At 72.0% G+C, this 20813-nt stretch carries 17 protein-coding genes; 5 read left to right on the top strand and 12 right to left on the bottom strand.

The window, feature by feature from the left end:
• Window positions 1-297: 297 nt before the first annotated feature.
• Genes ACZ4IF_RS11035 through pdhA (ACZ4IF_RS11025) form a run of 3 tightly spaced genes read right to left on the bottom strand, consistent with a single transcriptional unit; the run spans window position 298 to window position 3963 of the window.
• Window positions 298-1716: a dihydrolipoamide acetyltransferase family protein gene (locus tag ACZ4IF_RS11035; RefSeq protein WP_467561546.1), complete on the bottom strand. Its 1419-nt coding sequence runs from the start codon at window positions 1714-1716 to the stop codon at window positions 298-300.
• A 10-nt stretch (window positions 1717-1726) separates the two neighbouring features.
• Window positions 1727-2707, bottom strand: a complete 981-nt coding sequence (locus tag ACZ4IF_RS11030; protein WP_095935502.1) for an alpha-ketoacid dehydrogenase subunit beta — start codon at window positions 2705-2707, stop codon at window positions 1727-1729.
• 2 nt (window positions 2708-2709) lie between these two features.
• Window positions 2710-3963 carry a pyruvate dehydrogenase (acetyl-transferring) E1 component subunit alpha gene (gene pdhA / locus ACZ4IF_RS11025; RefSeq protein WP_467561543.1) on the bottom strand — a complete coding sequence of 418 codons (1254 nt, stop codon included), beginning with the start codon at window positions 3961-3963 and terminating at the stop codon, window positions 2710-2712.
• A 413-nt stretch (window positions 3964-4376) separates the two neighbouring features.
• On the opposite strand from pdhA (ACZ4IF_RS11025), the gene ACZ4IF_RS11020 reads away from it, so the two are divergent.
• From ACZ4IF_RS11020 to ACZ4IF_RS11010, 3 genes are all read left to right on the top strand, one after another.
• On the top strand, window positions 4377-5042 hold the full coding sequence (locus tag ACZ4IF_RS11020; RefSeq protein WP_467561541.1) for a response regulator: 666 nt from the start codon (window positions 4377-4379) through the stop codon (window positions 5040-5042).
• Between the two features lie 111 nt (window positions 5043-5153).
• On the top strand, window positions 5154-5681 hold the full coding sequence (locus ACZ4IF_RS11015; protein WP_467561539.1) for a pyridoxamine 5'-phosphate oxidase family protein: 528 nt from the start codon (window positions 5154-5156) through the stop codon (window positions 5679-5681).
• Window positions 5682-5784: 103 nt separating this feature from the next.
• Window positions 5785-6789: a phosphotransferase gene (locus ACZ4IF_RS11010; RefSeq protein ID WP_467561537.1), complete on the top strand. Its 1005-nt coding sequence runs from the start codon at window positions 5785-5787 to the stop codon at window positions 6787-6789.
• Between the two features lie 140 nt (window positions 6790-6929).
• On the opposite strand, the gene ACZ4IF_RS11005 is transcribed toward ACZ4IF_RS11010, so the two are convergent.
• Window positions 6930-8489 (bottom strand): protein kinase domain-containing protein, encoded by a 1560-nt coding sequence (locus ACZ4IF_RS11005; protein WP_467561535.1) that lies wholly within the window; start codon window positions 8487-8489, stop codon window positions 6930-6932.
• Window positions 8490-8868: 379 nt separating this feature from the next.
• Here ACZ4IF_RS11005 and ACZ4IF_RS11000 point away from each other — a divergent pair, with 379 nt between their 5' ends.
• Entirely contained in the window at window positions 8869-10500 is a 1632-nt protein-coding gene (locus ACZ4IF_RS11000; RefSeq protein ID WP_467561533.1) for a protein kinase domain-containing protein, read from the top strand.
• A gap of 150 nt (window positions 10501-10650) precedes the next feature.
• Here the strand turns inward: ACZ4IF_RS11000 and ACZ4IF_RS10995 are convergent, their stop codons facing one another.
• Window positions 10651-11193 carry a bacterial proteasome activator family protein gene (locus ACZ4IF_RS10995; protein WP_359489101.1) on the bottom strand — a complete coding sequence of 181 codons (543 nt, stop codon included), beginning with the start codon at window positions 11191-11193 and terminating at the stop codon, window positions 10651-10653.
• A 296-nt stretch (window positions 11194-11489) separates the two neighbouring features.
• Here ACZ4IF_RS10995 and ACZ4IF_RS10990 point away from each other — a divergent pair, with 296 nt between their 5' ends.
• Window positions 11490-12158: a hypothetical protein gene (locus ACZ4IF_RS10990; protein WP_467561530.1), complete on the top strand. Its 669-nt coding sequence runs from the start codon at window positions 11490-11492 to the stop codon at window positions 12156-12158.
• A 249-nt stretch (window positions 12159-12407) separates the two neighbouring features.
• On the opposite strand, the gene ACZ4IF_RS10985 is transcribed toward ACZ4IF_RS10990, so the two are convergent.
• From ACZ4IF_RS10985 to pdhA (ACZ4IF_RS10955), 7 genes are all read right to left on the bottom strand, one after another.
• Window positions 12408-13388 carry an NAD(P)H-quinone oxidoreductase gene (locus ACZ4IF_RS10985; RefSeq protein ID WP_467561529.1) on the bottom strand — a complete coding sequence of 327 codons (981 nt, stop codon included), beginning with the start codon at window positions 13386-13388 and terminating at the stop codon, window positions 12408-12410.
• A 97-nt stretch (window positions 13389-13485) separates the two neighbouring features.
• Window positions 13486-14592: a potassium channel family protein gene (locus ACZ4IF_RS10980; protein ID WP_359489095.1), complete on the bottom strand. Its 1107-nt coding sequence runs from the start codon at window positions 14590-14592 to the stop codon at window positions 13486-13488.
• Window positions 14593-14677: 85 nt separating this feature from the next.
• Window positions 14678-16042, bottom strand: coding sequence for a molybdopterin molybdotransferase MoeA (locus tag ACZ4IF_RS10975; protein WP_467561527.1), 1365 nt, complete (start codon window positions 16040-16042; stop codon window positions 14678-14680).
• The gene (locus ACZ4IF_RS10970; protein ID WP_467561525.1) at window positions 16039-17016 is read right to left on the bottom strand and encodes an NTP transferase domain-containing protein; all 978 of its coding nucleotides are present in this window, start codon (window positions 17014-17016) and stop codon (window positions 16039-16041) included. The genes ACZ4IF_RS10975 and ACZ4IF_RS10970 overlap by 4 nt, the downstream gene beginning before the upstream one ends.
• 79 nt (window positions 17017-17095) lie before the next feature.
• A complete protein-coding gene (locus ACZ4IF_RS10965) occupies window positions 17096-18535 on the bottom strand; it encodes a dihydrolipoamide acetyltransferase family protein (RefSeq protein WP_467561523.1) in 1440 nt (479 codons plus the stop codon).
• Window positions 18535-19539, bottom strand: a complete 1005-nt coding sequence (locus ACZ4IF_RS10960; RefSeq protein WP_028799339.1) for an alpha-ketoacid dehydrogenase subunit beta — start codon at window positions 19537-19539, stop codon at window positions 18535-18537. Before ACZ4IF_RS10960 ends, ACZ4IF_RS10965 begins: the two co-directional genes overlap by 1 nt.
• Window positions 19536-20696, bottom strand: coding sequence for a pyruvate dehydrogenase (acetyl-transferring) E1 component subunit alpha (gene pdhA / locus ACZ4IF_RS10955; RefSeq protein ID WP_467561521.1), 1161 nt, complete (start codon window positions 20694-20696; stop codon window positions 19536-19538). Before pdhA (ACZ4IF_RS10955) ends, ACZ4IF_RS10960 begins: the two co-directional genes overlap by 4 nt.
• Window positions 20697-20813 lie beyond the last annotated feature (117 nt).

Below are 20813 nucleotides of genomic sequence, written 5' to 3'. Positions count from 1 at the left end.
GCCCACATCCGTAAGAGTGGGTCCGCCGCAGCATTTCCGCGTCGGCGGGCACATACGGGATGACGGTTCGGTTCCGGGATCCTCGAAACCCGGCCGGGCGTGCGGAGTTCGGCACGTCCGCAGCCCCTTCCCCCGCTTTTCCCCCCGCCCTGCGCCGGATGGTTGGTCGTACCGCCCGACGGAGGTGATCTTAGGCAGCCGAAGATCGGGAAATGTAGGGGAATTCGCAGCTTGGCTCATTTACGCCAAAGGGGCGCCCCTCTCCGTGGAGAGGGGCGCCCCTTCAGGCGTTCCGGGTCACGCCCAGCTGATCAGCCGCTTCGGCTGCTCCAGGATCGCCGCCACGTCGGCGAGCACCTTGGAGCCCAGCTCGCCGTCGACCAGGCGGTGGTCGAAGGAGAGCGCCAGCGTGGTGACCTGGCGGGGCTTGACCTTGCCCTTGTGCACCCAGGGCTGGAGCTTGATCGCACCGACCGCGAGGATCGCGGACTCGCCGGGGTTGAGGATCGGCGTGCCCGTGTCGACGCCGAAGACACCGACGTTCGTGATGGTGACGGTGCCGCCCTGCATCGCGGCGGGCGACGTCTTGCCCTCGCGCGCCGTGGACACCAGCTCCGCCAGCGACTCGGCCAGCTGGGGCAGCGTCTTGCCGTGCGCGTCCTTGATGTTCGGGACGATCAGTCCGCGGGGCGTGGCGGCGGCGATGCCCAGGTTCACGTAGTGCTTCTGGACGATCTCCTGGTTGGCCTCGTCCCAGGACGCGTTGACCTCGGGGTTGCGCTTGATCGCGACCAGCAGGGCCCGGGCGATGAGCAGCAGCGGGTTCACCCGCAGCCCCTGCATGCCGTAGACCTCGGGGGACTGCTTGATCTCCTCGACGAGCTTCATCGTGCGCGTCACGTCGACCGTCACGAACTCGGTGACATGCGGCGCGGTGAACGCCGAGCCGACCATCGCGGCCGCCGTGGCCTTGCGGACGCCCTTGACCGGGATGCGGGTCTCGCGCGCAGCGTCGTAAGCGACGGCGGGCGCGGGCGCCTGGGCCGGGACGGGAGCCGGGGCCTCCGTCACCACGCGCGCCGGGGCGGGGGCCGGGGCCACCGCCGCGTGCACGTCCTCGCGCGTGATGATGCCGTCCGGGCCCGACGGGACGACCGTCGCCAGGTCGACGCCGAGGTCCTTGGCGAGCTTGCGGACCGGGGGCTTGGCCAGCGGGCGCTCCTCGGCGGCCCGGCCGTGGCCGTTGAGCTCGCCCTGGATCGCCGTGGCCGCCTGGAACTCGGCCTGCCGGTCCGGGACTTCGGTGCCCTTGCGAGGGCGGCGCTTGGTGGAGGACTCGGCGACGCCGTACCCGACGAGGACCGGCTTGCGGCCCTCGGACTTGGGTTCCTCGGCGGCGGGAGCCTCGGCCGCGGGCGCCGCGGCCGGTGCGGGAGCCTCCGCGGCACCGCCGGACACGTCCACCGCGATGATCACCTGGCCCACGTCCACCGTCACCCCCTCGGGGAAACGGAGTTCGCGGACCACACCGTCGAACGGGATGGGCAGCTCCACGGCGGCCTTGGCGGTCTCGACCTCGCAGACGACCTGGCCGTCCGTGACGGTGTCACCGACCTGGACGTACCACTTGAGGATCTCCGCCTCGGTGAGTCCCTCGCCCACGTCGGGCATCTTGAACTCGCGGAGCCCCGACGCGTTCTCAGTCATCGTCGTCACGACCCTCTCCTCAGTACGCCAGCGAGCGGTCGACGGCGTCGAGCACCCGGTCCAGGCCCGGAAGGTACTCCTCCTCCAGGCGCGCCGGCGGGTAGGGGGCGTGATAGCCGCCGACCCGCAGGACGGGTGCCTCCAGGTGGTAGAAGCACCGCTCGGTGATCCGGGCGGCGATCTCCGCGCCCGTACCGAGGAAGACCGGGGCCTCGTGCACCACGACCAGGCGGCGGGTCTTCTCGACCGAGGCCTGGACGGAGTCGAAGTCGATGGGGGACATCGAGCGCAGGTCCAGGACCTCGATCGACTTGCCCTCCTCCTCGGCCGCCGCGGCGGCCTCCAGGCAGACCTTCACCATCGGTCCGTACGCGGCGAGGGTCAGGTCGGCGCCCTCGCGCACCACGCGCGCCTTGTGCAGCGGGCCGGGGATCGCGTCGGTGTTGACCTCGGCCTTGTCCCAGTAGCGCCGCTTGGGCTCGAAGAAGATCACCGGGTCGTCGCTCTGGATGGCCTGCTGCATCATCCAGTAGGCGTCGCTCGCGTTCGACGGGGAGACCACCTTCAGGCCCGCCACGTGCGCGAAGAGCGCCTCGGGGGACTCGGAGTGGTGCTCGACGGCACCGATGCCGCCGCCGTACGGGATACGGATCACGACGGGGAGCTTGATCTTGCCGAGCGCCCGCGCGTGCATCTTGGCGAGCTGCGTGACGATCTGGTCGTACGCCGGGAAGACGAAGCCGTCGAACTGGATCTCCACGACCGGGCGGTAGCCGCGCAGGGCGAGGCCGATCGCGGTGCCGACGATGCCGGACTCGGCGAGCGGGGTGTCGATGACCCGCTCCTCGCCGAAGTCCTTCTGCAGACCGTCGGTCACCCGGAAGACACCACCGAGCTTGCCGACGTCCTCGCCCATGATGAGGACCTTGGGGTCGGCGTCGAGGGCCGTGCGCAGCGATTCGTTGATCGCCTTGGCCAGCGCCATCTTTTCCGCAGCCATCGTTACTTGCCCTCCCCTGCGTCCGCGAACGACGCCTGGTAGGCGGCGAACTGGGCTCGCTCCTCGTCGACGAGCGCGTGCCCGTCCGCGTACACGTTCTCGAAGATGGCGAAGTGGTCCGGGTCAGGCATGGCCCGTACGACCTCGCGCACTCGCTTGCCCAACGCTTCGCTCTCGGCCTCGAGTTCCGCGAAGAACGCCTCGTCCGCGTGGTTCGAGGCCTCCAGGTAGGTGCGCAGGCGCAGGATCGGGTCCTTCGCCTCCCACGCCTCGCGCTCCTCGTCGGCCCGGTACTTGGTCGGGTCGTCGGAGGTCGTGTGCGCGCCCATGCGGTACGTGTACGCCTCGACGAGGGTGGGGCCCTCGCCGCGGCGGGCGCGCTCCAGCGCCCACTTGGTGACCGCGAGACAGGCCAGCACGTCGTTGCCGTCGACGCGGACGCCCGGGAAGCCGAAGCCCTGCGCGCGCTGGTAGAGCGGCACGCGGGTCTGCTTCTCGGTCGGCTCGGAGATGGCCCACTGGTTGTTCTGGCAGAAGAACACGACGGGGGCGTTGTAGACCGCGGAGAAGGTGAAGGACTCGGCGACGTCGCCCTGGCTGGAGGCGCCGTCACCGAAGTACGCGATCACGGCCGAGTCCGCGCCGTCCTTGGCGACGCCCATGGCGTAGCCGGTGGCGTGCAGCGTCTGCGAGCCGATGACGATCGTGTACAGGTGGAAGTTGTTGCTGTTCGGGTCCCAGCCGCCGTTGTTCACTCCCCGGAACATGCCGAGCAGGTTGGTCGGGTCGACCCCGCGGCACCAGGCGACGCCGTGCTCGCGGTAGGTCGGGAAGACGTAGTCGTCCTCACGGGTGGCCCGCCCGGAACCGATCTGGGCGGCCTCCTGGCCGAGCAGCGAGGCCCACAGGCCCAGCTCGCCCTGGCGCTGGAGGGAGGTGGCCTCGGCGTCGAAGCGGCGGGTCAGCACCATGTCCCGGTACAGGCCGCGCAGGTCCTCGGGCGTGATGTCGGCGACGTACGGGTCGTACGTGGCGTCCTTGACCCGCTTGCCCTCCGGGGTCAGCAGCTGAACGAGCTCGGGCCCGGCGCCCGTCGTGCCGGGCGACTTCTTGGCGGGCGCGCCGGTGCGCTTGCTCGCGGCGGTCTTCCTGCCGGTCGCGCCGGCGCTCTTCGTACCGGTCGTACCGGTGCTCGCGGCGCTCTTCGTACCGGCGCTGCTTCGCGGCTTGCGCGCGGCAGTGCTCTCCACGGTCACGTGTGCTCCTCCGTCGGTCCGGCCCCCGGGGTTGCCGGGTGGCTGGGGATCCCCCTTGCCCTTTTCCGAGCTCGGGGGAGCGGCTCGCCTGTTCCGGTTCCCGTGCACGGGGTGGGTGCCACTCGGCCGGGAACAGGCGTGACAGGTGCCCCGGCGAGCGCCCTGCAACAGCCACGTTACCCAGTGCTTCACAATTCTGTGAAACCCCTCCTGACCTGCGATTTTTGTAGGAATTCCAAGTACTTTCAAACTTGGAATTCCTACTACATCAAGTCGTGGGGAACACCTGCTGGTCACAGCACTGGTCACAGGCCTTGCAAGGGGCCGGAACACGGGCACGTTATCCCGGCCACCCCGGGGACGGGAAGAGTTCACTTGGGGCAATGCCCATGACCATGTGTGACACTGACACCGTGCACCAAACCGGGAAAATCACCGTATTTCTCCTCGACGACCACGAGGTCGTCCGGCGTGGCGTCCATGAGCTGCTGTCGGTCGAGGAGGACATCGAAGTGGTCGGCGAGGCCGGTACCGCGGCCGACGCGCTGGTGCGGATCCCGGCCACCCGTCCGGACGTCGCCGTCCTGGACGTACGCCTGCCGGACGGCAGCGGTGTGGAGGTGTGCCGCGAGATCCGGTCCCGGGACGAGGACATCAAATGCCTGATGCTGACCTCGTTCGCCGACGACGAGGCCCTGTTCGACGCGATCATGGCGGGCGCCTCGGGATACGTCCTGAAGGACATCCGCGGCGACGAGCTCCTGTCCGCCGTGCGCGACGTCGCGGCCGGGAAGTCCCTGCTCGACCCGGTGGCCACGGCCCGCGTCATGGCACGGCTGCGCGACGGCGGCACCAAGGACGACGGCGGTTTCGCGCAGCTCACCGAGCAGGAGCGCAGGATCCTCGACCTGATCGGCGAGGGACTCACCAACCGTGTCATCGGCGAACGGCTCCACCTCGCCGAGAAGACGATCAAGAACTACGTATCGAGCCTGCTGGCCAAGCTGGGCATGGAGCGGCGCTCGCAGGCCGCCGCCTATGTGGCCCGCAGACAGGCGGAGCAGCAGCAGAGCCGCTGAACGCGGACCTGGCCCGTCCGGGCCGCAGGCCGCCCATTCGGGACTTATGGCCCCCGCGAGAGGGGCGGGCGCCTCTTTTTTCCCCGCCCGCGGGTGCCGGACATTGGGGACATGCCCACCGACGAACGGCGCGCCGACACGAGGTATGCCGACGACCAGCCCGCCGGAGAGCCTTCCGCCGCCACGCGGTCCCGCATCGAGCGGCCCTGCGCCGGACGGTCCCCCGCCGACCGCCTCGCCGTGCACCTGATCGGCAGCGCGGAGTACGGCCGTGTGGCCACCAGCAAGCGCGCGCTGCCGCTCCTCGCGCTCGCCCGCCACATCGTGTCGGACGGGCGCGTCCTGCTGCGCATGTCCCGCAGCCTCGGCCATCCGGACGCCTGCGCCGGCAGCGTCGTCGCGTACGGCACCGACAACGTGGGCTCCGCGCGGCCCGGCGAGGCCCTGTGGTCCGTGCAGATCGTGGGGCAGTGCGAGCCGGTCGAGCCGACCGCGGCCCAGCTGGAACTCTTCGGGCCGGTGCCGCCCCTCGCCGACGGCGAGCCGTACGAGCCGGTCTACCTGGGCATCGAGCCACGGCTCTGCACCGTCCACTCGACGGACGCCGGCCTGGAACGGCAGTTCCGGCACATCCTGTGACCCTCACGTGATCGAACACGACTGTGTGTGACAAGCGCGAGGTCAGAGCCCCTGCTCGTGCCCTACCATCTGGCGCGTGCCGGGCTCATCCGTACCACCCCTCGTGTCTCACGCGCCCCCCTTGGGCGCCCTCCTCCGCCAGTACTCCGCCGGTTCCGCGCTGACCTGCGACCCCGTCGACCAGGGGCTGCTGAACCGCGGCTACCGGCTGTGCACCACCCGGGGCCGGTACTTCCTGAAACACCACTTCGACCCGGAGACCGCCGACCCCGCCGCGATCGCCCGCCAGCACCGGGCGACCCAGCGCCTCGCCGACCTGGGCGTCCCGGTCGCCCCGCCGCTGGCGGGCACCGACGGACGCACGGTCGCCGTGGTCGGGGGTCACGCGTACGCCCTGCACCCGTGGATCGACGGAGGGCACCGGCACGGCGGCCAGCTCAGCACCGAGCAGTGCACACGCCTGGGGGCGCTCCTGGGCGTCGTACACGCCGGCCTGGAGCGGGTGATGCCGGCCCAGGGGCGCACGCCCGCGAGACGGGCGGCCTGCGCCGATCCCGTCGACACCTTCGCGCTCATCGACCGGCTGCTCGCCAGGGTGCGACGCCACCGCCCCGCCGACGCCTTCGACGAGCTCGCCCGGCACCGACTCCTGGAGAGGCGCGCCCTGCTGGAACGGCATGCCGACCGCCGCCCCTCGCACGGCGGTTCGGTCGGCTGGGTGCACGGCGACTTCCACCCCTTCAACCTGCTCTACCGCGACGGGGAACCGGCCGCGATCGTCGACTGGGACCGGCTGGGCGTCCAGCCCCGCGCCGAGGAGGCGGTACGCGCCGCGATGATCTTCTTCGTACGGCCCATCGGTTCGCTCGACCTGACGAAAGTGCGGGCCTACGCGCGCGCGTACCGGCGCACCGCGGACGCCGGCCCCGCCGAACTCGTCGCCGCCGTGCACCGCGTGTGGTGGGAGCGCCTCAACGACTTCTGGATGCTGCGCTGGCACTACGAGCGCGGGGACACCCGTGCCGACCCGCAGTTCCCGGCGGCCTCGGCGCTGGTGATGTGGTGGACACGCGAGTACGAGTCCGTGTGCGAGGCGTTCGCGGGATGACCGGCCGTCCAGGACGCTCCGCACCCGCACGCACGCGTGCAACCCCGGCAACGGAACGCGCGCGTGCCGCCCGTTTCCGGGCCGCACGCGCGCGTGGACGGTCTTCTCGCCCCGGGGCGGTCAGCCCCGGACGGTCACGGTCAGGGACCCACCCCGTCGGTGGCCCCGGTGCCGCCATCCGTCGGGTCGACGGTCTCCGTCGGGTCCTCCGTCGGCGTCGTCGGGTCCTCCGTCGGTTCCTCGGTGGTCGGCGTCGTCTTGGTCGGCTCGTCGGTCGGCTCGTCCGTCGGCTGGGCGGTGTCGCTCGCGGAGGGCGTGTACGACGGTGTGTAGTCGGGGTCGCCGCCGGTGCTCGACGAGTCCTCGGTGGACGTGTCCGTCTCCTCGTCGGTGGCCTCGTCGCTCGGCGCCTCGCTCGACCGGTCGTCCGAACGGGAGTGCGTGGCGCTCGGCGACTTCGTGGTGTCCGTGCCTCCGCCCGCGTCACCGCCGGTCTTGTTCAGGGCGAGCGCGACACCGGCCGCGATCGCGATCACCGCGAGGACCGCGAGCACCCACAGCTTGCCGCGGCCGCCGCCGCGGTTGCCGTGCCCCTCGAAACCGCCGTCGTCCCCGCCGCCGTAGGGCGGGATGATCGGCGCGGGGATCTGCGTGGTGCCCGACTCCCCGGGATGCGGCAGGGCCGTCGTGCCGGCGAAACCGGAGGCCGGGGTGTGCAGACCCTCGTGCATGGTGACGGGGCCGGTGTTCCAGGTGCCGGTGTGCCCGCCCTGGTCGTAGAGCATCTGGAGGGCGTACTGGACGAGCCCGCGCATCTCCTCGGCCGTCTGGAACCGGTCGTCCGGCTCCTTGGCGAGTGAACGCATGACCAGCCCGTCGAGCTCCGGCGGCGCCGCGTCGGAGGCCTCGGACGGGGGCACCGGAATGTCCTGGACGTGCTGGTAGACCACCGACAGCGGCGTCTCGCCGGTGAACGGGGGCCGCAGCGCGAGGAGTTCGTACAGGAGGCAGCCGGTCGCGTACAGGTCGGAACGGTGGTCGACGGCCTTGCCGAGCGCCTGCTCCGGGGAGAGGTACTGCGGGGTGCCCATGACCATGCCGGTCTGGGTCATCGTCGACTGCGCGCCGTGCAGGGCGCGGGCGATGCCGAAGTCCATCACCTTCACCGCGCCGGTGTTGGTGATGATGACGTTCGCCGGCTTGATGTCGCGGTGCACGATGCCGTGCTGGTGCGAGTAGGCGAGCGCCTCCAGGACCCCGGAGACGATGATCAGCGCCTGCTCGGGGCCGGGGGCCTCGGCGTTGATCAGCAGATCCCGGATCGTCCGGCCCTCGACGATCTCCATCACGATGTACGGGACGACACCGTGGCCGACCACGTCCTCGCCCGAGTCGTACACCGCCACGACCGCATGGTGGTTGAGCCCGGCGACCGACTGGGCCTCACGCGTGAAGCGGGCCTTGGACACCGGGTCCTCGGCCAGGTCGGACCGGAGCAGCTTGACCGCGACGGTACGTCCGAGGCGCACGTCCTCGGCCGCGAACACCTCGGCCATGCCGCCCCGGCCGAGTCTGCGGGTCAGCCGATATCGGCCGTCGCCGACCAGCCCGCCGTTACCCCACATCTCCGGCGCATCTGACATACCGCCGCCAGTCGCCTCGGGGTCGGACGGGCCCTGAGCGCGCTGCTGCTGTGCCATCGGTCCTCGCCGTCGTTTCTGCCCGCGGTCTGCGCGGTGGTTGTTACGGTCTCCGTCGGGCCACGCTACAGGCTCTGCGCAAGGCGCCGGTCCGGGATGAAAGTGAGATGGACCGGCCATCAAACCCGGCGCGGGTCCACGCGTGCAAATTCTGTGTACCGGGCGTACGCCGGCTGTAACGCTTCCGCGACGCTTCTTTCGCAGACGGTCACGGAACGGGCACCGAACTTGACGTGTCGGTGCCCTGGGGCAGACTTGGCCGGGAATAAGCCAATCGATCACCGAAGACCGGTCGCATCGCAGCAGTCGCGCCGGACAATCGATCACGGACCGCGGGAGCAACCAGCCGCTGCCGCCGCGCCGATGGGGGACGCAGAACATGAGCCAGGACGGCGCACAGGGCCGGTACGCGGGGCGTGCGGTCGCCGGCGGCCGCTACCAGCTGCGCGATCTGCTCGGCGAGGGCGGCATGGCCTCGGTGCACCTCGCGTACGACTCGGTGCTCGACCGACAGGTCGCGATCAAGACCCTGCACACCGAGCTCGGCCGTGAACAGGCGTTCCGCGAGCGGTTCCGGCGCGAGGCCCAGTCGGTGGCCAAGCTCACGCACACCAACATCGTCTCGGTCTTCGACACCGGCGAGGACGACCTCGACGGCATGACCACCCCGTACATCGTCATGGAGTACATCGAGGGCAAGCCGCTCGGCTCGGTCCTCGACGCGGACATCCAGCAGTACGGGGCGATGCCCGCCGACAAGGCCCTGAAGATCACCGCGGACGTACTGGCCGCGCTGGAGATCAGCCACGAGATGGGCCTGGTCCACCGCGACATCAAGCCGGGCAACGTCATGATGACGAAGCGCAACGTCGTCAAGGTGATGGACTTCGGCATCGCCCGCGCCATGCAGTCCGGCGTCACCTCGATGACGCAGACCGGCATGGTCGTCGGCACCCCGCAGTACCTCTCCCCGGAGCAGGCGCTCGGCCGCGGCGTGGACGCCCGGTCCGACCTGTACTCCGTCGGCATCATGCTGTTCCAACTGGTCACCGGACGCCTGCCGTTCGAGGCGGACTCGCCGCTGGCCATCGCCTACGCGCACGTCCAGGAGGAGCCGGTCGCTCCCTCCTCGGTCAACCGCTCGCTGCCCCCGGCGGTGGACGCGCTGGTCGCCCGCGCCCTGAAGAAGAACCCGAACGAGCGCTTCCCCAGCGCCGAGTCGATGCGCGACGAGTGCCTGCGCGTGGCCCAGTCGTTCCAGGCCGTCGCACCGAGCATCGTGCCGGGCGCCCAGACGTCGAGCGGCGCGGGCGTCGGTTCCGCCGTCTTCCCGCCCGTCGACCAGGGCACCCCGGCTCCGGGCCCGGTGCAGACGCCGTACCAGCCGGGCCCGTACGGCACGCCGACCCCGGCACCGACGCCGTCGCCCGCGTACGGCTATCCGCAGCAGGGCGGCTACCCGTCGCCCCCGCAGACGTCCGCGTACTCCCCGCAGCAGGGCACGTCGACGCCCCCGCCGTACAACCTGTCGCCCCAGACCTCGTCGCCCGCCTCGGGCGGCTCCGGCCGCAAGAGCAACCGCGGCATCGTCATCGGGTCGATCGTGGTGGCTCTCGTCGCGATCGGCGGCCTGATCACGGCGCTCGCGATGAACGGCGGCAGCGACGACAACAACAAGGGCGGCGGTGACGCCAGCAAGTCGCCGACCGTGGTGGCGGGGCACAAGGGTCCGGACACGTCGAAGACGATCGACACGGAGAAGTGCACCGACCCCCAGGAGGCCTACGACGACCCGGACAAGATCCAGGTCCCGGACTTCCAGTACAAGAACCTGAAGTCGGTGAAGTCCTGCTTCCAGGCCGCCGGCTGGCAGATGAAGGTGACCCGCGTCGACGAGAACACCTACGGCGAGGACACGATCATGGACCAGTTCCCCTCCGCCGACACGGACGTCGACCCGAAGAACATGCCCGAGATCGAGCTCAAGGTCTCCTCGGGCGACCCGGCCTGACCCCGGCGACGCCCCGCACCACCACGGCGACGCCCCGCACCACCACGGCGACGCCCCGCACCACCACGGCGACGCCCCGCACCACCACGGCAACGGGCCCGGCACTTCGGTGCCGGGCCCGTTCCGTGTCGTCAGGGGTGGAGCCTGGGCCTACAGGTACGGCCCGCCGGAACGGCCGCCGGAGCGAGGGTCCTCATCGCCCTCGGCACCGCCGACCCCGGGCGGGAGAGCGCGGCGCATCGACTCCAACTGGGCCCTGGCCGCCATCTGCTGCGCGAACAGCGTCGTCTGGATCCCGTGGAAGAGGCCCTCCAGCCACCCCACCAACTGAGCCTGCGCGATCCGCAGTTCGGCGTCGCTGGGGGTCGCCTCGTCCGCGAAGGGCAGGGAGAGCCGCTCCAGTTCCTCGACGAGTTCCGGCGCCAGGCCGTCCTCCAGCTCCTTCACGGAGCTCGCGTGGATCTCCTTGAGCCGCACCCGGCTGGCCTCGTCCAGAGGTGCTGCACGCACCTCCTCCAGCAGCTGCTTGATCATGCTGCCGATGCGCATCACCTTGGCGGGCTGTTCCACCATCTCAGTCACCGGGACCTCGCGGGAGTCCTCGTCTCCGGTGCCGCCGAGAGCCATCCCGTCCTGGCCGACGACCAGGATCTGAGGGTTCTCCGGCGACCTGTCGTTCCTCGGCATCTCCATGCCGCCATTCTCTCGCACGCCTCCACCCCATCACGGTGGTGCCCCCCGCGCAGGATGATCCACCCCGTACGCGGCCTCCCTCTTCCACCGCGCGCCGCGCGACGGTCACGGTCCGTCGACGTGACCCGGCGAACACCGGTCACGCTCCGTGGAGATCCCCGCGACGGCGACCACGTTCCGTTCACGTACCGGCGTGGACCGTCACGCTCCGTCGAGATGCCGCGCGCACGGCGTCATGTGAGGCTGATCCCGTCCGACTTCCGCGACCCGACCCGTACCGGGAGGGGGTCACCGGTGTGACTCCATGGCTTCGAACGCTGCACACGGCCGGACTGCTGCTGGTCATCCTGACCGCCGCCGGCCACCACCCCTCGTACGCCGCCGCGCCCGGCCCGGCCCCGTACGCCGCACCCACTCCGGACGGCAGTGCCTCCGCGCCCCGGTCCGGGGACCCCACGACGCACGCCACCGCATCCGCCTCCGCGTCCCGGTCCGCAGACCCCGTCGCGTCCACCGGCACCCCCACGCCGCGCGCCACGAAGTCCACCCCCAGCGCCGACTCCTCCCGCGCCGGGAGTCTGGCGGGCGAGGGACGTGTCCGCCCCGGGCGTCCGGACCCGGACCTCTCGGACCCCTCGGACACCTCCGACGCCGAGGACACGGGGGACACCGACGAGACCGGGAACACCGCGGACGAGGACACGGAGCCCACGTACGGCGACACCGACCCCGGCGCCGACACGGACCCGAGCGGCGACCCCGAGGCCGCCGTCCCGGACAGCTCGGCGGCGGGTGTCGCCCCCGAGCCGTCACGGAGCGACCCGGCGTCCGAGCCGCAGAACGTCGCGCACCCCGAGCCCGAGTCCGAGCCGGTGCTCGAGATCCTGCCGCTGGGCAGCGGGCTCATCCTCATCGGCCTCGGGCTCGGCCTGGCCTTCCTGGCCCTGCGGGTCCGCGTCCGCTGAGACGGGCTCCCCCGGCGGGGCCCCGCGTGGGGAGCAACCCGTATGGCGGAACCTCGCGAGCCGGGCCCGTGCGGGGCCCGGCCCAGCGGGAGGTGACCCGAACGGCCGAGCCCGGTGTGCGTGCCCCGTGAAAGGCGCGAGTCCCGTGAGCGGCACGGCCCTCTTGAGCGGCACAAGGCCCGTGAGCGGCACTAGCCCCCGTGAGCGGTGTGCGGCCCCGTGACGTGCCCCGCGCCGGCCGAGTGGTCGCTAGGAGGTCACGAGCAGCACCTTTCCGATGTGTCCGCTGGCCTCCAGGACCCGGTGGCCCTCCGCCGCGTCGCTCATCGGCAGCTCACGGTCGACGATCGGACGTACGTGACCCGAGTCGATCAGCGGCCACACGTGCTCCCGCACCGCCGCCACGATGGCCGCCTTCTCGCCGAGCGGACGGGCCCGCAGCGAGGTCGCGCTGATGGCGGCACGCTTGTTGAGGAGCGTGGCGATGTTCAGCTCGCCCTTGATGCCGCCCTGCATGCCGATGATCGCGAGCCGTCCGTTGGCGGCGAGGGCCCGCACGTTCCGGTCGAGGTACTTGGCACCCATGTTGTCGAGGATGACGTCGGCACCCGTGCCGTCCGTGGCCTGCTTGATCTCCTCGACGAAGTCCTGTTCGCGGTAGTTGATCAGGATGTCCGCGCCGAGTTCGGCACAGAAGTCGAGCTTCTCCTTGCTGCCCGCCGTCACCGCCACCCTCGCGCCGACCGCCTTCGCCAGCTGGATCGCCATGGTGCCGATGCCGCTGGATCCGCCGTGCACCAGCAGGGTCTCGCCGGGGCGCAGATGGGCCACCATGAAGACGTTCGACCAGACGGTGCAGGTCACCTCCGGCAGCGCGGCGGCCTGCCGGACGTCCAGATCCGCGGGCACGGGCAGCAGCTGCCCGGCCGGCACGGCGACCTTCTGGGCGTATCCACCGCCCCCGAGCAGCGCGCACACCTCGTCGCCGACCGCCCAACCCGAGACGCCGGCACCGAGGGCGACGACACGGCCCGAGCATTCGAGTCCCGGGTACGGGGACGCCCCCGGCGGCGGGTCGTACAGGCCCTGACGCTGCAGCAGATCGGCACGGTTGACGGCGCTGGCCGCCACCTCCACCAGCACTTCTCCGTCGGCGGGTACGGGGTCCGGGACCTCGTCCCACACCAGCGCCTCGGGCCCACCAGGTTCAGGAATCGTGATCGCGTACATGAGGGGGACGCTACTCCTCGGGAACGCGGCGACGCGGCTCGGCCGCGACGCGCGGCGCCACCGGACCCGCCCGGCCGTCCGGGCCGGTACCGGCGGCTCAGGTACGCGGCAGCGGCCGGATGTCGGGGGTGACCTGGGTACCGGGGGTGGCCCGCGCGATGGTGATGAGACGGTCCGTCAACTGGAGTGATCCGACGGCCGGATCGTCGTAGCCGAGCACCCGGTGTCCCCGTACGACACTCACCACCAGGTCGTCCGTCTCGCGAACGCCCTTGCCCACCTCCGCCTTTATGACCGGTCGTTCGACGATGTCGAGGCCGGTGCCCTGCTGGATGAGGTCCTCCATGACCATGCCCGCCGCGGGGCTGAGCACCGAGAGTCCGAGCAGTCGGCCCGCGGCACTGGCGCTGGTGATGACGGCATCGGCGCCGGACTGCTGGAGCAGCGGCGCGTTCTCCTCCTCCCGCACCGCTGCGACGATCTTCGCCGAACGGTTGAGCTGCCGGGCGGTCAGCGTGACCAGTACGGCGGTGTCGTCCCGTTGGGTGGCGATGATGATCTGCCGTGCCTTGTTGACCTCGGCCCGCATCAGCACATCGCTGCGCGTCGCGTCGCCGATCACTCCGGCGTAGCCGTCGGCCGTAGCCGCCTCGATCACCTTGGAGCTCGGGTCGACGACCACGACCTGCTCCTTCTTCAGCCCGGTCGCACAGACGGTCTCGATGGCCGACCGTCCCTTGGTCCCGAAACCGACAACGACGGTGTGATCCCTCAAGGCCGCCCTCCAGCGGTTCAGCCGCCACTCCTCACGGGTCCGTTCCGTGAGGACCTCCAGCGTGGTGCCGACCAGGATGATCAGGAACAGCACACGCAGCGGCGTGATGACGAAGATGTTGGTGAGCCGGGCGGCGTCGCTGACCGGGGTGATGTCGCCGTATCCCGTGGTCGAGAGGGTGACGGTCGCGTAGTACAGGGCGTCCAGGAAGTCGACGGAGCCGTCCGAGTTGTCGTTGTAACCGCCCCTGTCCGCCCAGACGATCACCGCCGTGGCGACCAGCAGCGCCAGAGCCATCGCCAGACGTTTGACGACCTGGCGGATCGGGCGTTCCACTACTTTCCGCGGGAGCTTCACCCGATGGGTCACGAGATGTTCGCCCGCTTGGCGGGCGATCGCGTCATGGCCCGGAAGTTTCACGTGAAACACACCCCGTTCGGTCTCATCGGAACCGCCCCCCGTCTCGGGCTCTTCGGATCTGTACGCCGCTGGCGTTACCGGATCCCGCTCGGAATCATGTGACGCACACGTCGATACCCGCGGTTGCCCAGGGCAAGTCCAGGAGGTCGAGCTCCTGCCCCGCCCGTGCCCCGCCCGGCGGGATCACGGCGAGGGCGTCGGACGCCGCGATGCCCCGCAGCATCGCCGGGCCGTTGTAGTGCAGCGGCACGGCCCGGTCGCCGCGCAGCGCCACGGGGACGAGCCGGGTGTCGTACGGGTGGCCGTGCACGGCTTCCTGGAGGGGCAGCGTGTACGGCTCGGGGGCCACACGTCCGGAGAGGGTGCGCAACAGGGGTTCGGCGAGCGTGAGGAGCCCGGAAACCGCGGCCAGGGGGTTGCCGGGCAGGCCGACGAGATACTGGTCCTCCTTGGTGCGGGCCAGCAGCATCGGATGCCCGGGGCGCACCTTGACACCGTCCACGAGCAGTTCGGCACCGATGCGGTGCAAGGTGGGGTGCACGTGGTCGACGGGCCCCGCGGCGGTGCCACCGGTGGTGACCACCAGGTCGGCCGAGGAACCGGTGATCGCCTTGTGCAGTGCCTTGGCGTCGTCGCCGAGCCGACGCACCGCGACGACCTCTGCGCCGAGCGCCCGCAGCCACGGCGGCAGCATCGGACCGAGCGCGTCCCTGATGCGCCCCTCCTGGGGCAGCCCCGAGGAGAGCAACTCGTCTCCGAGGACCAGGACTTCGACGCGTGGGCGGGGAACGACGGCGAGCGTGTCGTATCCGGCGGCCGCCGCGAGGCCCAGCACGGCGGGGGTGATCACCACACCGGCCGGGAGCAACTGGTCGCCCGTACGGCACTCCTGGCCACGCGGACGGATGTCCTGCCCGTGCACGACCTCCCGGGTCGCGAAGAGCCGGCCCTTGTCGTCGATCCGCCCGTGCTCGCTGCGCATGACGGCCGTGACGTCCTGCGGGATACGGGCCCCGGTGGCGATCCGCACCGCTTCGCCGTCCGTGAGCGCCTCCGGCTCCGCCTGTCCGGCGAGCACCCCGTCCTCCCGGACCTCCCAGGGTCCGGGTCCCGCGACCGCCCATCCGTCCATCGCGGAGGTGTCGAAGGAGGGGAGGTCCGTGAGTGCGGTGAGAGGGGCGGCGAGGACGAGGCCGAGCGCCGCGTCGAGGGGCACGGAGGCAGGGGTCCGACGCGGCAGCGAACGGGCCGCACGTTCGGCGACGGCGCGAGCCTCGGGCCAGGGCGTGGCCTTGTGGTGCGCGTCGGGCCGGCGTGCCTTCGACTCGCCCTCGGGCGCGGGGGCCGGCAGGGAACCGGTCCCGGCGGCCGTCCTGGTCTCCGGCTTCACCAGGGCGAGGGCCTCCTCGACATCGAGGTCGTCCGCCTCCTGGCTGTCCGGGGTGCGGGCGGCCGTCATCCGGCGTCCGGCTTGGCGTCGGGGGTGTCCTCGTCCGCCCAACGCAGCGCCAGCGCGGCGGCCTTGCGGGCGGCCTCGGCCACCGCGTCGGGACCGCCACCGGCCTGCGCGGCGGCGTACCCCACGAGGAAGGTGGTCAGGGGGGCGGCGGGCCTGGCCACGCCGTGCGCGGCGTCCCGGGCCAGGTCGAGCAGGGCGCCGGTGTCGACGTCCAGGTCGATGCCCAGCTCGTCCTTGACTGCGGAGATCCATTCATCCAACACGTGTCCATGCTCCCTGATGCGTGCCCGCGCGGCGGCGATGTCGTCCCAGGTGTCGCAGTCGAAGGACGCGACCGCGTCGGAGATGCGGGTGAGGTCGAGCGCGGCGACGAGCCGCCGCAGCGGCAGCCCGGTGAGACCACCGTGAGCGGCGGCCAGCGCGGCCAGTTCGCGGCGCAGGGCCGACGCCCGATAGGCGGCGACGAGCGGTTGATCGCGCCCGCCGTCATCGACGAGCAGCACGCCGTCGGGCACGCCGGCCTGAGCCGGGGCGGCGTCGAGGCCTGCTGGGGGCACCGGGGTGCCCTCGGGACGAAGTGCGTCCAGCAGGCGTCCCACCGTCCGCTCGTCGAGGAACGGCAGATCGGCGGAGAGCACCAGGACGTGTTCGGAGGACGTATGGCTCAGCCCCGCGTCCAGCGCCGCGAGCGGTCCCCCGCCGGGCGGGTCCTCGCGCGCCCACACCACGGGACGCGCGGTGGTCCTGGGCTCGGCCACGACCACTGTCGTGCCGGCGCCGGCACAGGCCGCCAGCACCCGGTCGAGCAGCGCCCGGCCGCCCACCCGCACTCCGGGCTTGTCCGCGCCGCCGAGCCGCCGCGCGGCGCCGCCCGCGAGCACGACGGCGTCGTACGCGGCTTCGGCGCCGGGCGTGCCCGGCGGTCCGGGGGCCACCCGGGGGCCGGAGGTGCCCGGTGGCTCGTAGGCGGTCATCCCCCGAGTATGGGCGTCCGATGGATCATTGCCACCCCCGCGCACAGCATGTGGACGGGGATGGCAGACCCGAGGGGCGCTAGAAGGTCCGCAGCAGCACCGCCGGCTGTTCCACGCAGTCCGCCACGTAGCGCAGGAAGCCGCCCGCCGTGCCGCCGTCGCAGACCCGGTGGTCGAACGTGAGCGAGAGCTGGACGACCTGCCGCACCGCGAGCTCGCCCTGGTGCACCCACGGCTTGGGGACGATCCGGCCGACCCCCAGCATGGCCGCCTCGGGGTGGTTGATGATCGGCGTGGAACCGTCGACGCCGAACACCCCGTAGTTGTTCAGGGTGAAGGTGCCGCCCGTGAGGTCCGCCGGTGTCAGGGCCCCGGTCCGGGCGGCCTCCGTCAGCCGGGCGAACTCCGCGCTCAGCCCCTCCGCGTCCCGCGTGTGCGCGTCCCGCACGACGGGGACGACGAGCCCCCGCTCGGTCTGCGCGGCGAAGCCCAGGTGCACCTGCTCGAACCGGACGACCTCTCGGGCGTCCATGTCGACGGTCGAGTTGAGCTCGGGGAAGCGCGCCAGCGCGGCCGTGCAGATCCGGGCCAGCAGCGCGAGCAGGGAGATCTTCGGGCCGCCGGCCGCGTTCATCGCGGCGCGCGCCTGCATGAGTTCCGTCGCGTCGGCGTCCACCCAGCAGGTCGCGTCCGGTATCTCGCGACGGCTGCGGGAGAGCTTGGCGGCGACGGCACCGCGGACACCCCGGAGGGGCACGCGCAGGCCGTGCGCGGACGACGGTGCCCCCGCGGGCACCGGTGCGACGGGCAGGGCCGCCCCGCGGGCCGAGGGCGGGGTGTGCAGGATCCCCTCGGAAGCGGCGGCGGGAGACGCCGACGCCGGCAAGGGCGTCCGAGCCCGCCCGCTGCCCGCGCGCAGCACGTCCTCGACGTCCGCCCGCAGGATCAGGCCGTCGGGGCCGGAGCCCGCCAGCTCCCGCAGATCCAGCCCGTTCTCCCGGGCGAGCCTGCGGACGAGCGGGGAGATGACGGGTACGGGGCCGTCGACATGCGGGTCCGCGGCCGGCGCCGGCTCATGGCCTGCCGGAACGGGCGTCCCGTTGCGGTTCCCGCCCGCGGACGGGCCGGTGGTCCGGCGGACCGGAGCCGCGCCCGTGGGCGGCCGCACCCTCCTGCGCCGCGCCGGAGGCGCTCCCGTGCCGTACCCCACCAGGACGTTGCCCGAACCCTCGTCGGCCGCGGCGTCGCCGCCGTCCTCCGCGGAGGGAGCCGACGCGCCCACGGCGACCGTCAGCAGCGGTGCCCCGACGGGCAGTTCCGTGCCCTCCTCGCCGAAGCGGGCGGTGACCACACCCCCGTAGGGACAGGGGACCTCGACCATCGCCTTGGCGGTCTCGACCTCGACGACCGGCTGGTCGATCGCGACGACGTCACCGACCTCCACCAGCCAGCGGACGATCTCCGCCTCGGTGAGCCCCTCCCCGAGGTCGGGGAGCTTGAACTCCAGCACCTGTGCCATCAGCTCTCCGCCTCCCATTGCAGGCGCCCCACGGCGTCCAGGATCCGGTCGACGCCGGGCAGGTGGTGCCGCTCCAGCATCGGCGGCGGATACGGGATGTCGAACCCGGCGACACGCAGCACCGGTGCCTCCAGGTGGTGGAAGCAGCGCTCGGTGACCCGCGCCGCTATCTCGCCGCCGGGGCCGCCGAAGCCGCCCGACTCGTGCACGACCACCGCGCGGCCGGTGCGCCGCACCGACGCGGCGACCGTCTCGTCGTCGAACGGCACCAGTGAGCGCAGGTCGACGACTTCGAGGTCCCAGCCCTCGGCGCGTGCGGCCTCGGCGGCTTCGAGGCAGACGGGGACGGACGGCCCGTACGTGATGAGCGTGGCGCTGCGACCCGGGCGGCGCACCACCGCGCGGCCGATCGGCTCCACGACCGAGGGCTCGTCCGGGTTCCAGGAGTCCTTCGACCAGTACAGCCGCTTCGGCTCCAGGAACACGACCGGGTCGTCGGAGGCGATGGAAGCGCGCAGCAGGCCGTACGCGTCGGCGACCGTCGCGGGCGTGACGACATGGAGCCCCGGAGTCGCCATGTAGTACGCCTCGGAGGAGTCGCTGTGGTGCTCGACGCCGCCGATGCCGCCGCCGTACGGGACGCGGATGGTGATCGGCAGCGGCATGGCGCCCCGCGTGCGGTTGCGCATCCGCGCCACGTGCGAGATCAACTGCTCGAAGGCCGGGTAGGCGAACGCGTCGAACTGCATCTCGACGACCGGCCTGAGGCCGTACATGGCCATGCCGACGGCGGTGCCGAGGATGCCGGCCTCGGCGAGCGGGGTGTCCGTGCACCGGTCCTCGCCGAACTCCTTGGCGAGCCCGTCGGTGACCCGGAAGACGCCGCCGAGGGTGCCGACGTCCTCGCCCATGACGTGGACCGCCGGGTCCTCGGCCATGGCGTCACGCAGCGCGCGGCCGAGGGCCTGGGCCATGGTGGCCGGTTTCAGGGCAACGGTGGTCATCGGCCGGCTCCTTCGGGCCCGTGGTGGTGCGGACCGTCCGCCTCGGCGTCGAGTTCCGCCCTCAACTGTGCTTCCTGTTCCAGGAGCTGAGGGGTGGGCTGGGCGTAGACATGGGCGAACAGGTCCATGGGGTCGAGCACCGGGTCCTGGTTCATGCGCTCACGCAGGTCCGCCGCCATCGTCTCGGCGTCCTCACGGACCTCCCGTACGCCCTCGTCGTCGAGCAGACCGCGCTCGGTCAACTCGCGCTCCAGCAGCACGATCGGGTCGTGCGCGCGCCAGGTCTCGACCTCGGCGTCGCCCCGGTACCGGGTGGCGTCGTCCGCGTTCGTGTGGGCGTCGATGCGGTACGTCACGGCCTCGACGAGCGTCGGACCGCCGCCCGCGCGCGCGTGGGCGATGGCCTCGCCGAGCACCTGGTGCACCGCCACCGCGTCGTTGCCGTCGACCAGGCGGCCCGGCATCCCGTAGCCGACGGCCTTGTGGGCCAGCGACGGGGCGGCGGTCTGCTTGGCGAGCGGTACGGAGATCGCGAAGCCGTTGTTCTGCACGAGGAAGACGACCGGGGCCTGCCACACGGCGGCGAAGTTCAGCGCCTCGTGGAAGTCGCCCTCGCTGGTGCCGCCGTCACCGACCAGGGCGAGCGCGACCACGTCGTCGCCCTTGAGGCGCGCGGCGTGCGCGAGGCCCACGGCGTGCGGAAGCTGGGTGGCGAGCGGGGTGGACAGCGGCGCGATGCGATGCTCGCGCGGGTCGTACCCGGTGTGCCAGTCACCGCGCAGGAGGGTGAGGGCCTCGACCGGGTCCAGGCCGCGGGCCACGGCCGCGAGGGTGTCGCGGTAGCTGGGGAAGAGCCAGTCGTGCTCCTCCAGGACGAGTGCGGCGGCGACCTCGCAGGCCTCCTGGCCGGTGCTGGACGGGTACACGGCGAGACGGCCCTGCTTGGTCAGGGCGGTGGCCTGCGTGTTGTAACGGCGACCGCGCACCAGCTCCGCGTACAGCCTGCGCAGCAGGCCCGGGTCGGCCTGCGCGGCCGCCTCGGTGCCGAGGACGCGGTACGGCAGCGCGTCGGGCAGCAGCGGCGCGGGGTCGGTGCGGGGCTGCCAGGCGGGCGGCGGCGTTGGCCGGTAAGCGCCTCGCTGCTCCATGACCGTCATGACGGCACCTCCTCGTGGGAGCGGCTTCGGACGCCTCACGGGTGTGACGCGCCTCACCTACCGATTGTTCGGTCGTCGGCACATTTTGGCTACAGGCGCCGCCAGGCTGTGGACAAA

It is taken from the genome of Streptomyces sp. NPDC025784 (genome assembly GCF_055558435.1).
This window is presented reverse-complemented; position numbering and strand designations above follow the sequence as displayed.

Excerpts from the sequence above, each read along its gene's own strand:
- ACZ4IF_RS11005 (WP_467561535.1), bottom strand. The coding sequence starts at position 8,489 with ATGGCACAGCAGCAGCGCGCTCAGGGCCCGTCCGACCCCGAGGCGACT.
- ACZ4IF_RS10960 (WP_028799339.1), bottom strand. The coding sequence starts at position 19,539 with ATGACCACCGTTGCCCTGAAACCGGCCACCATGGCCCAGGCCCTCGGC.
- ACZ4IF_RS10970 (WP_467561525.1), bottom strand. The coding sequence starts at position 17,016 with ATGACCGCCTACGAGCCACCGGGCACCTCCGGCCCCCGGGTGGCCCCC.
- pdhA (WP_467561521.1), bottom strand. The coding sequence starts at position 20,696 with ATGACGGTCATGGAGCAGCGAGGCGCTTACCGGCCAACGCCGCCGCCC.
- ACZ4IF_RS11015 (WP_467561539.1), top strand. The coding sequence starts at position 5,154 with ATGCCCACCGACGAACGGCGCGCCGACACGAGGTATGCCGACGACCAG.
- ACZ4IF_RS11030 (WP_095935502.1), bottom strand. The coding sequence starts at position 2,707 with ATGGCTGCGGAAAAGATGGCGCTGGCCAAGGCGATCAACGAATCGCTG.
- ACZ4IF_RS10975 (WP_467561527.1), bottom strand. The coding sequence starts at position 16,042 with ATGACGGCCGCCCGCACCCCGGACAGCCAGGAGGCGGACGACCTCGAT.
- ACZ4IF_RS10965 (WP_467561523.1), bottom strand. The coding sequence starts at position 18,535 with ATGGCACAGGTGCTGGAGTTCAAGCTCCCCGACCTCGGGGAGGGGCTC.
- ACZ4IF_RS10995 (WP_359489101.1), bottom strand. The coding sequence starts at position 11,193 with ATGGAGATGCCGAGGAACGACAGGTCGCCGGAGAACCCTCAGATCCTG.
- ACZ4IF_RS11000 (WP_467561533.1), top strand. The coding sequence starts at position 8,869 with ATGAGCCAGGACGGCGCACAGGGCCGGTACGCGGGGCGTGCGGTCGCC.
- ACZ4IF_RS10985 (WP_467561529.1), bottom strand. The coding sequence starts at position 13,388 with ATGTACGCGATCACGATTCCTGAACCTGGTGGGCCCGAGGCGCTGGTG.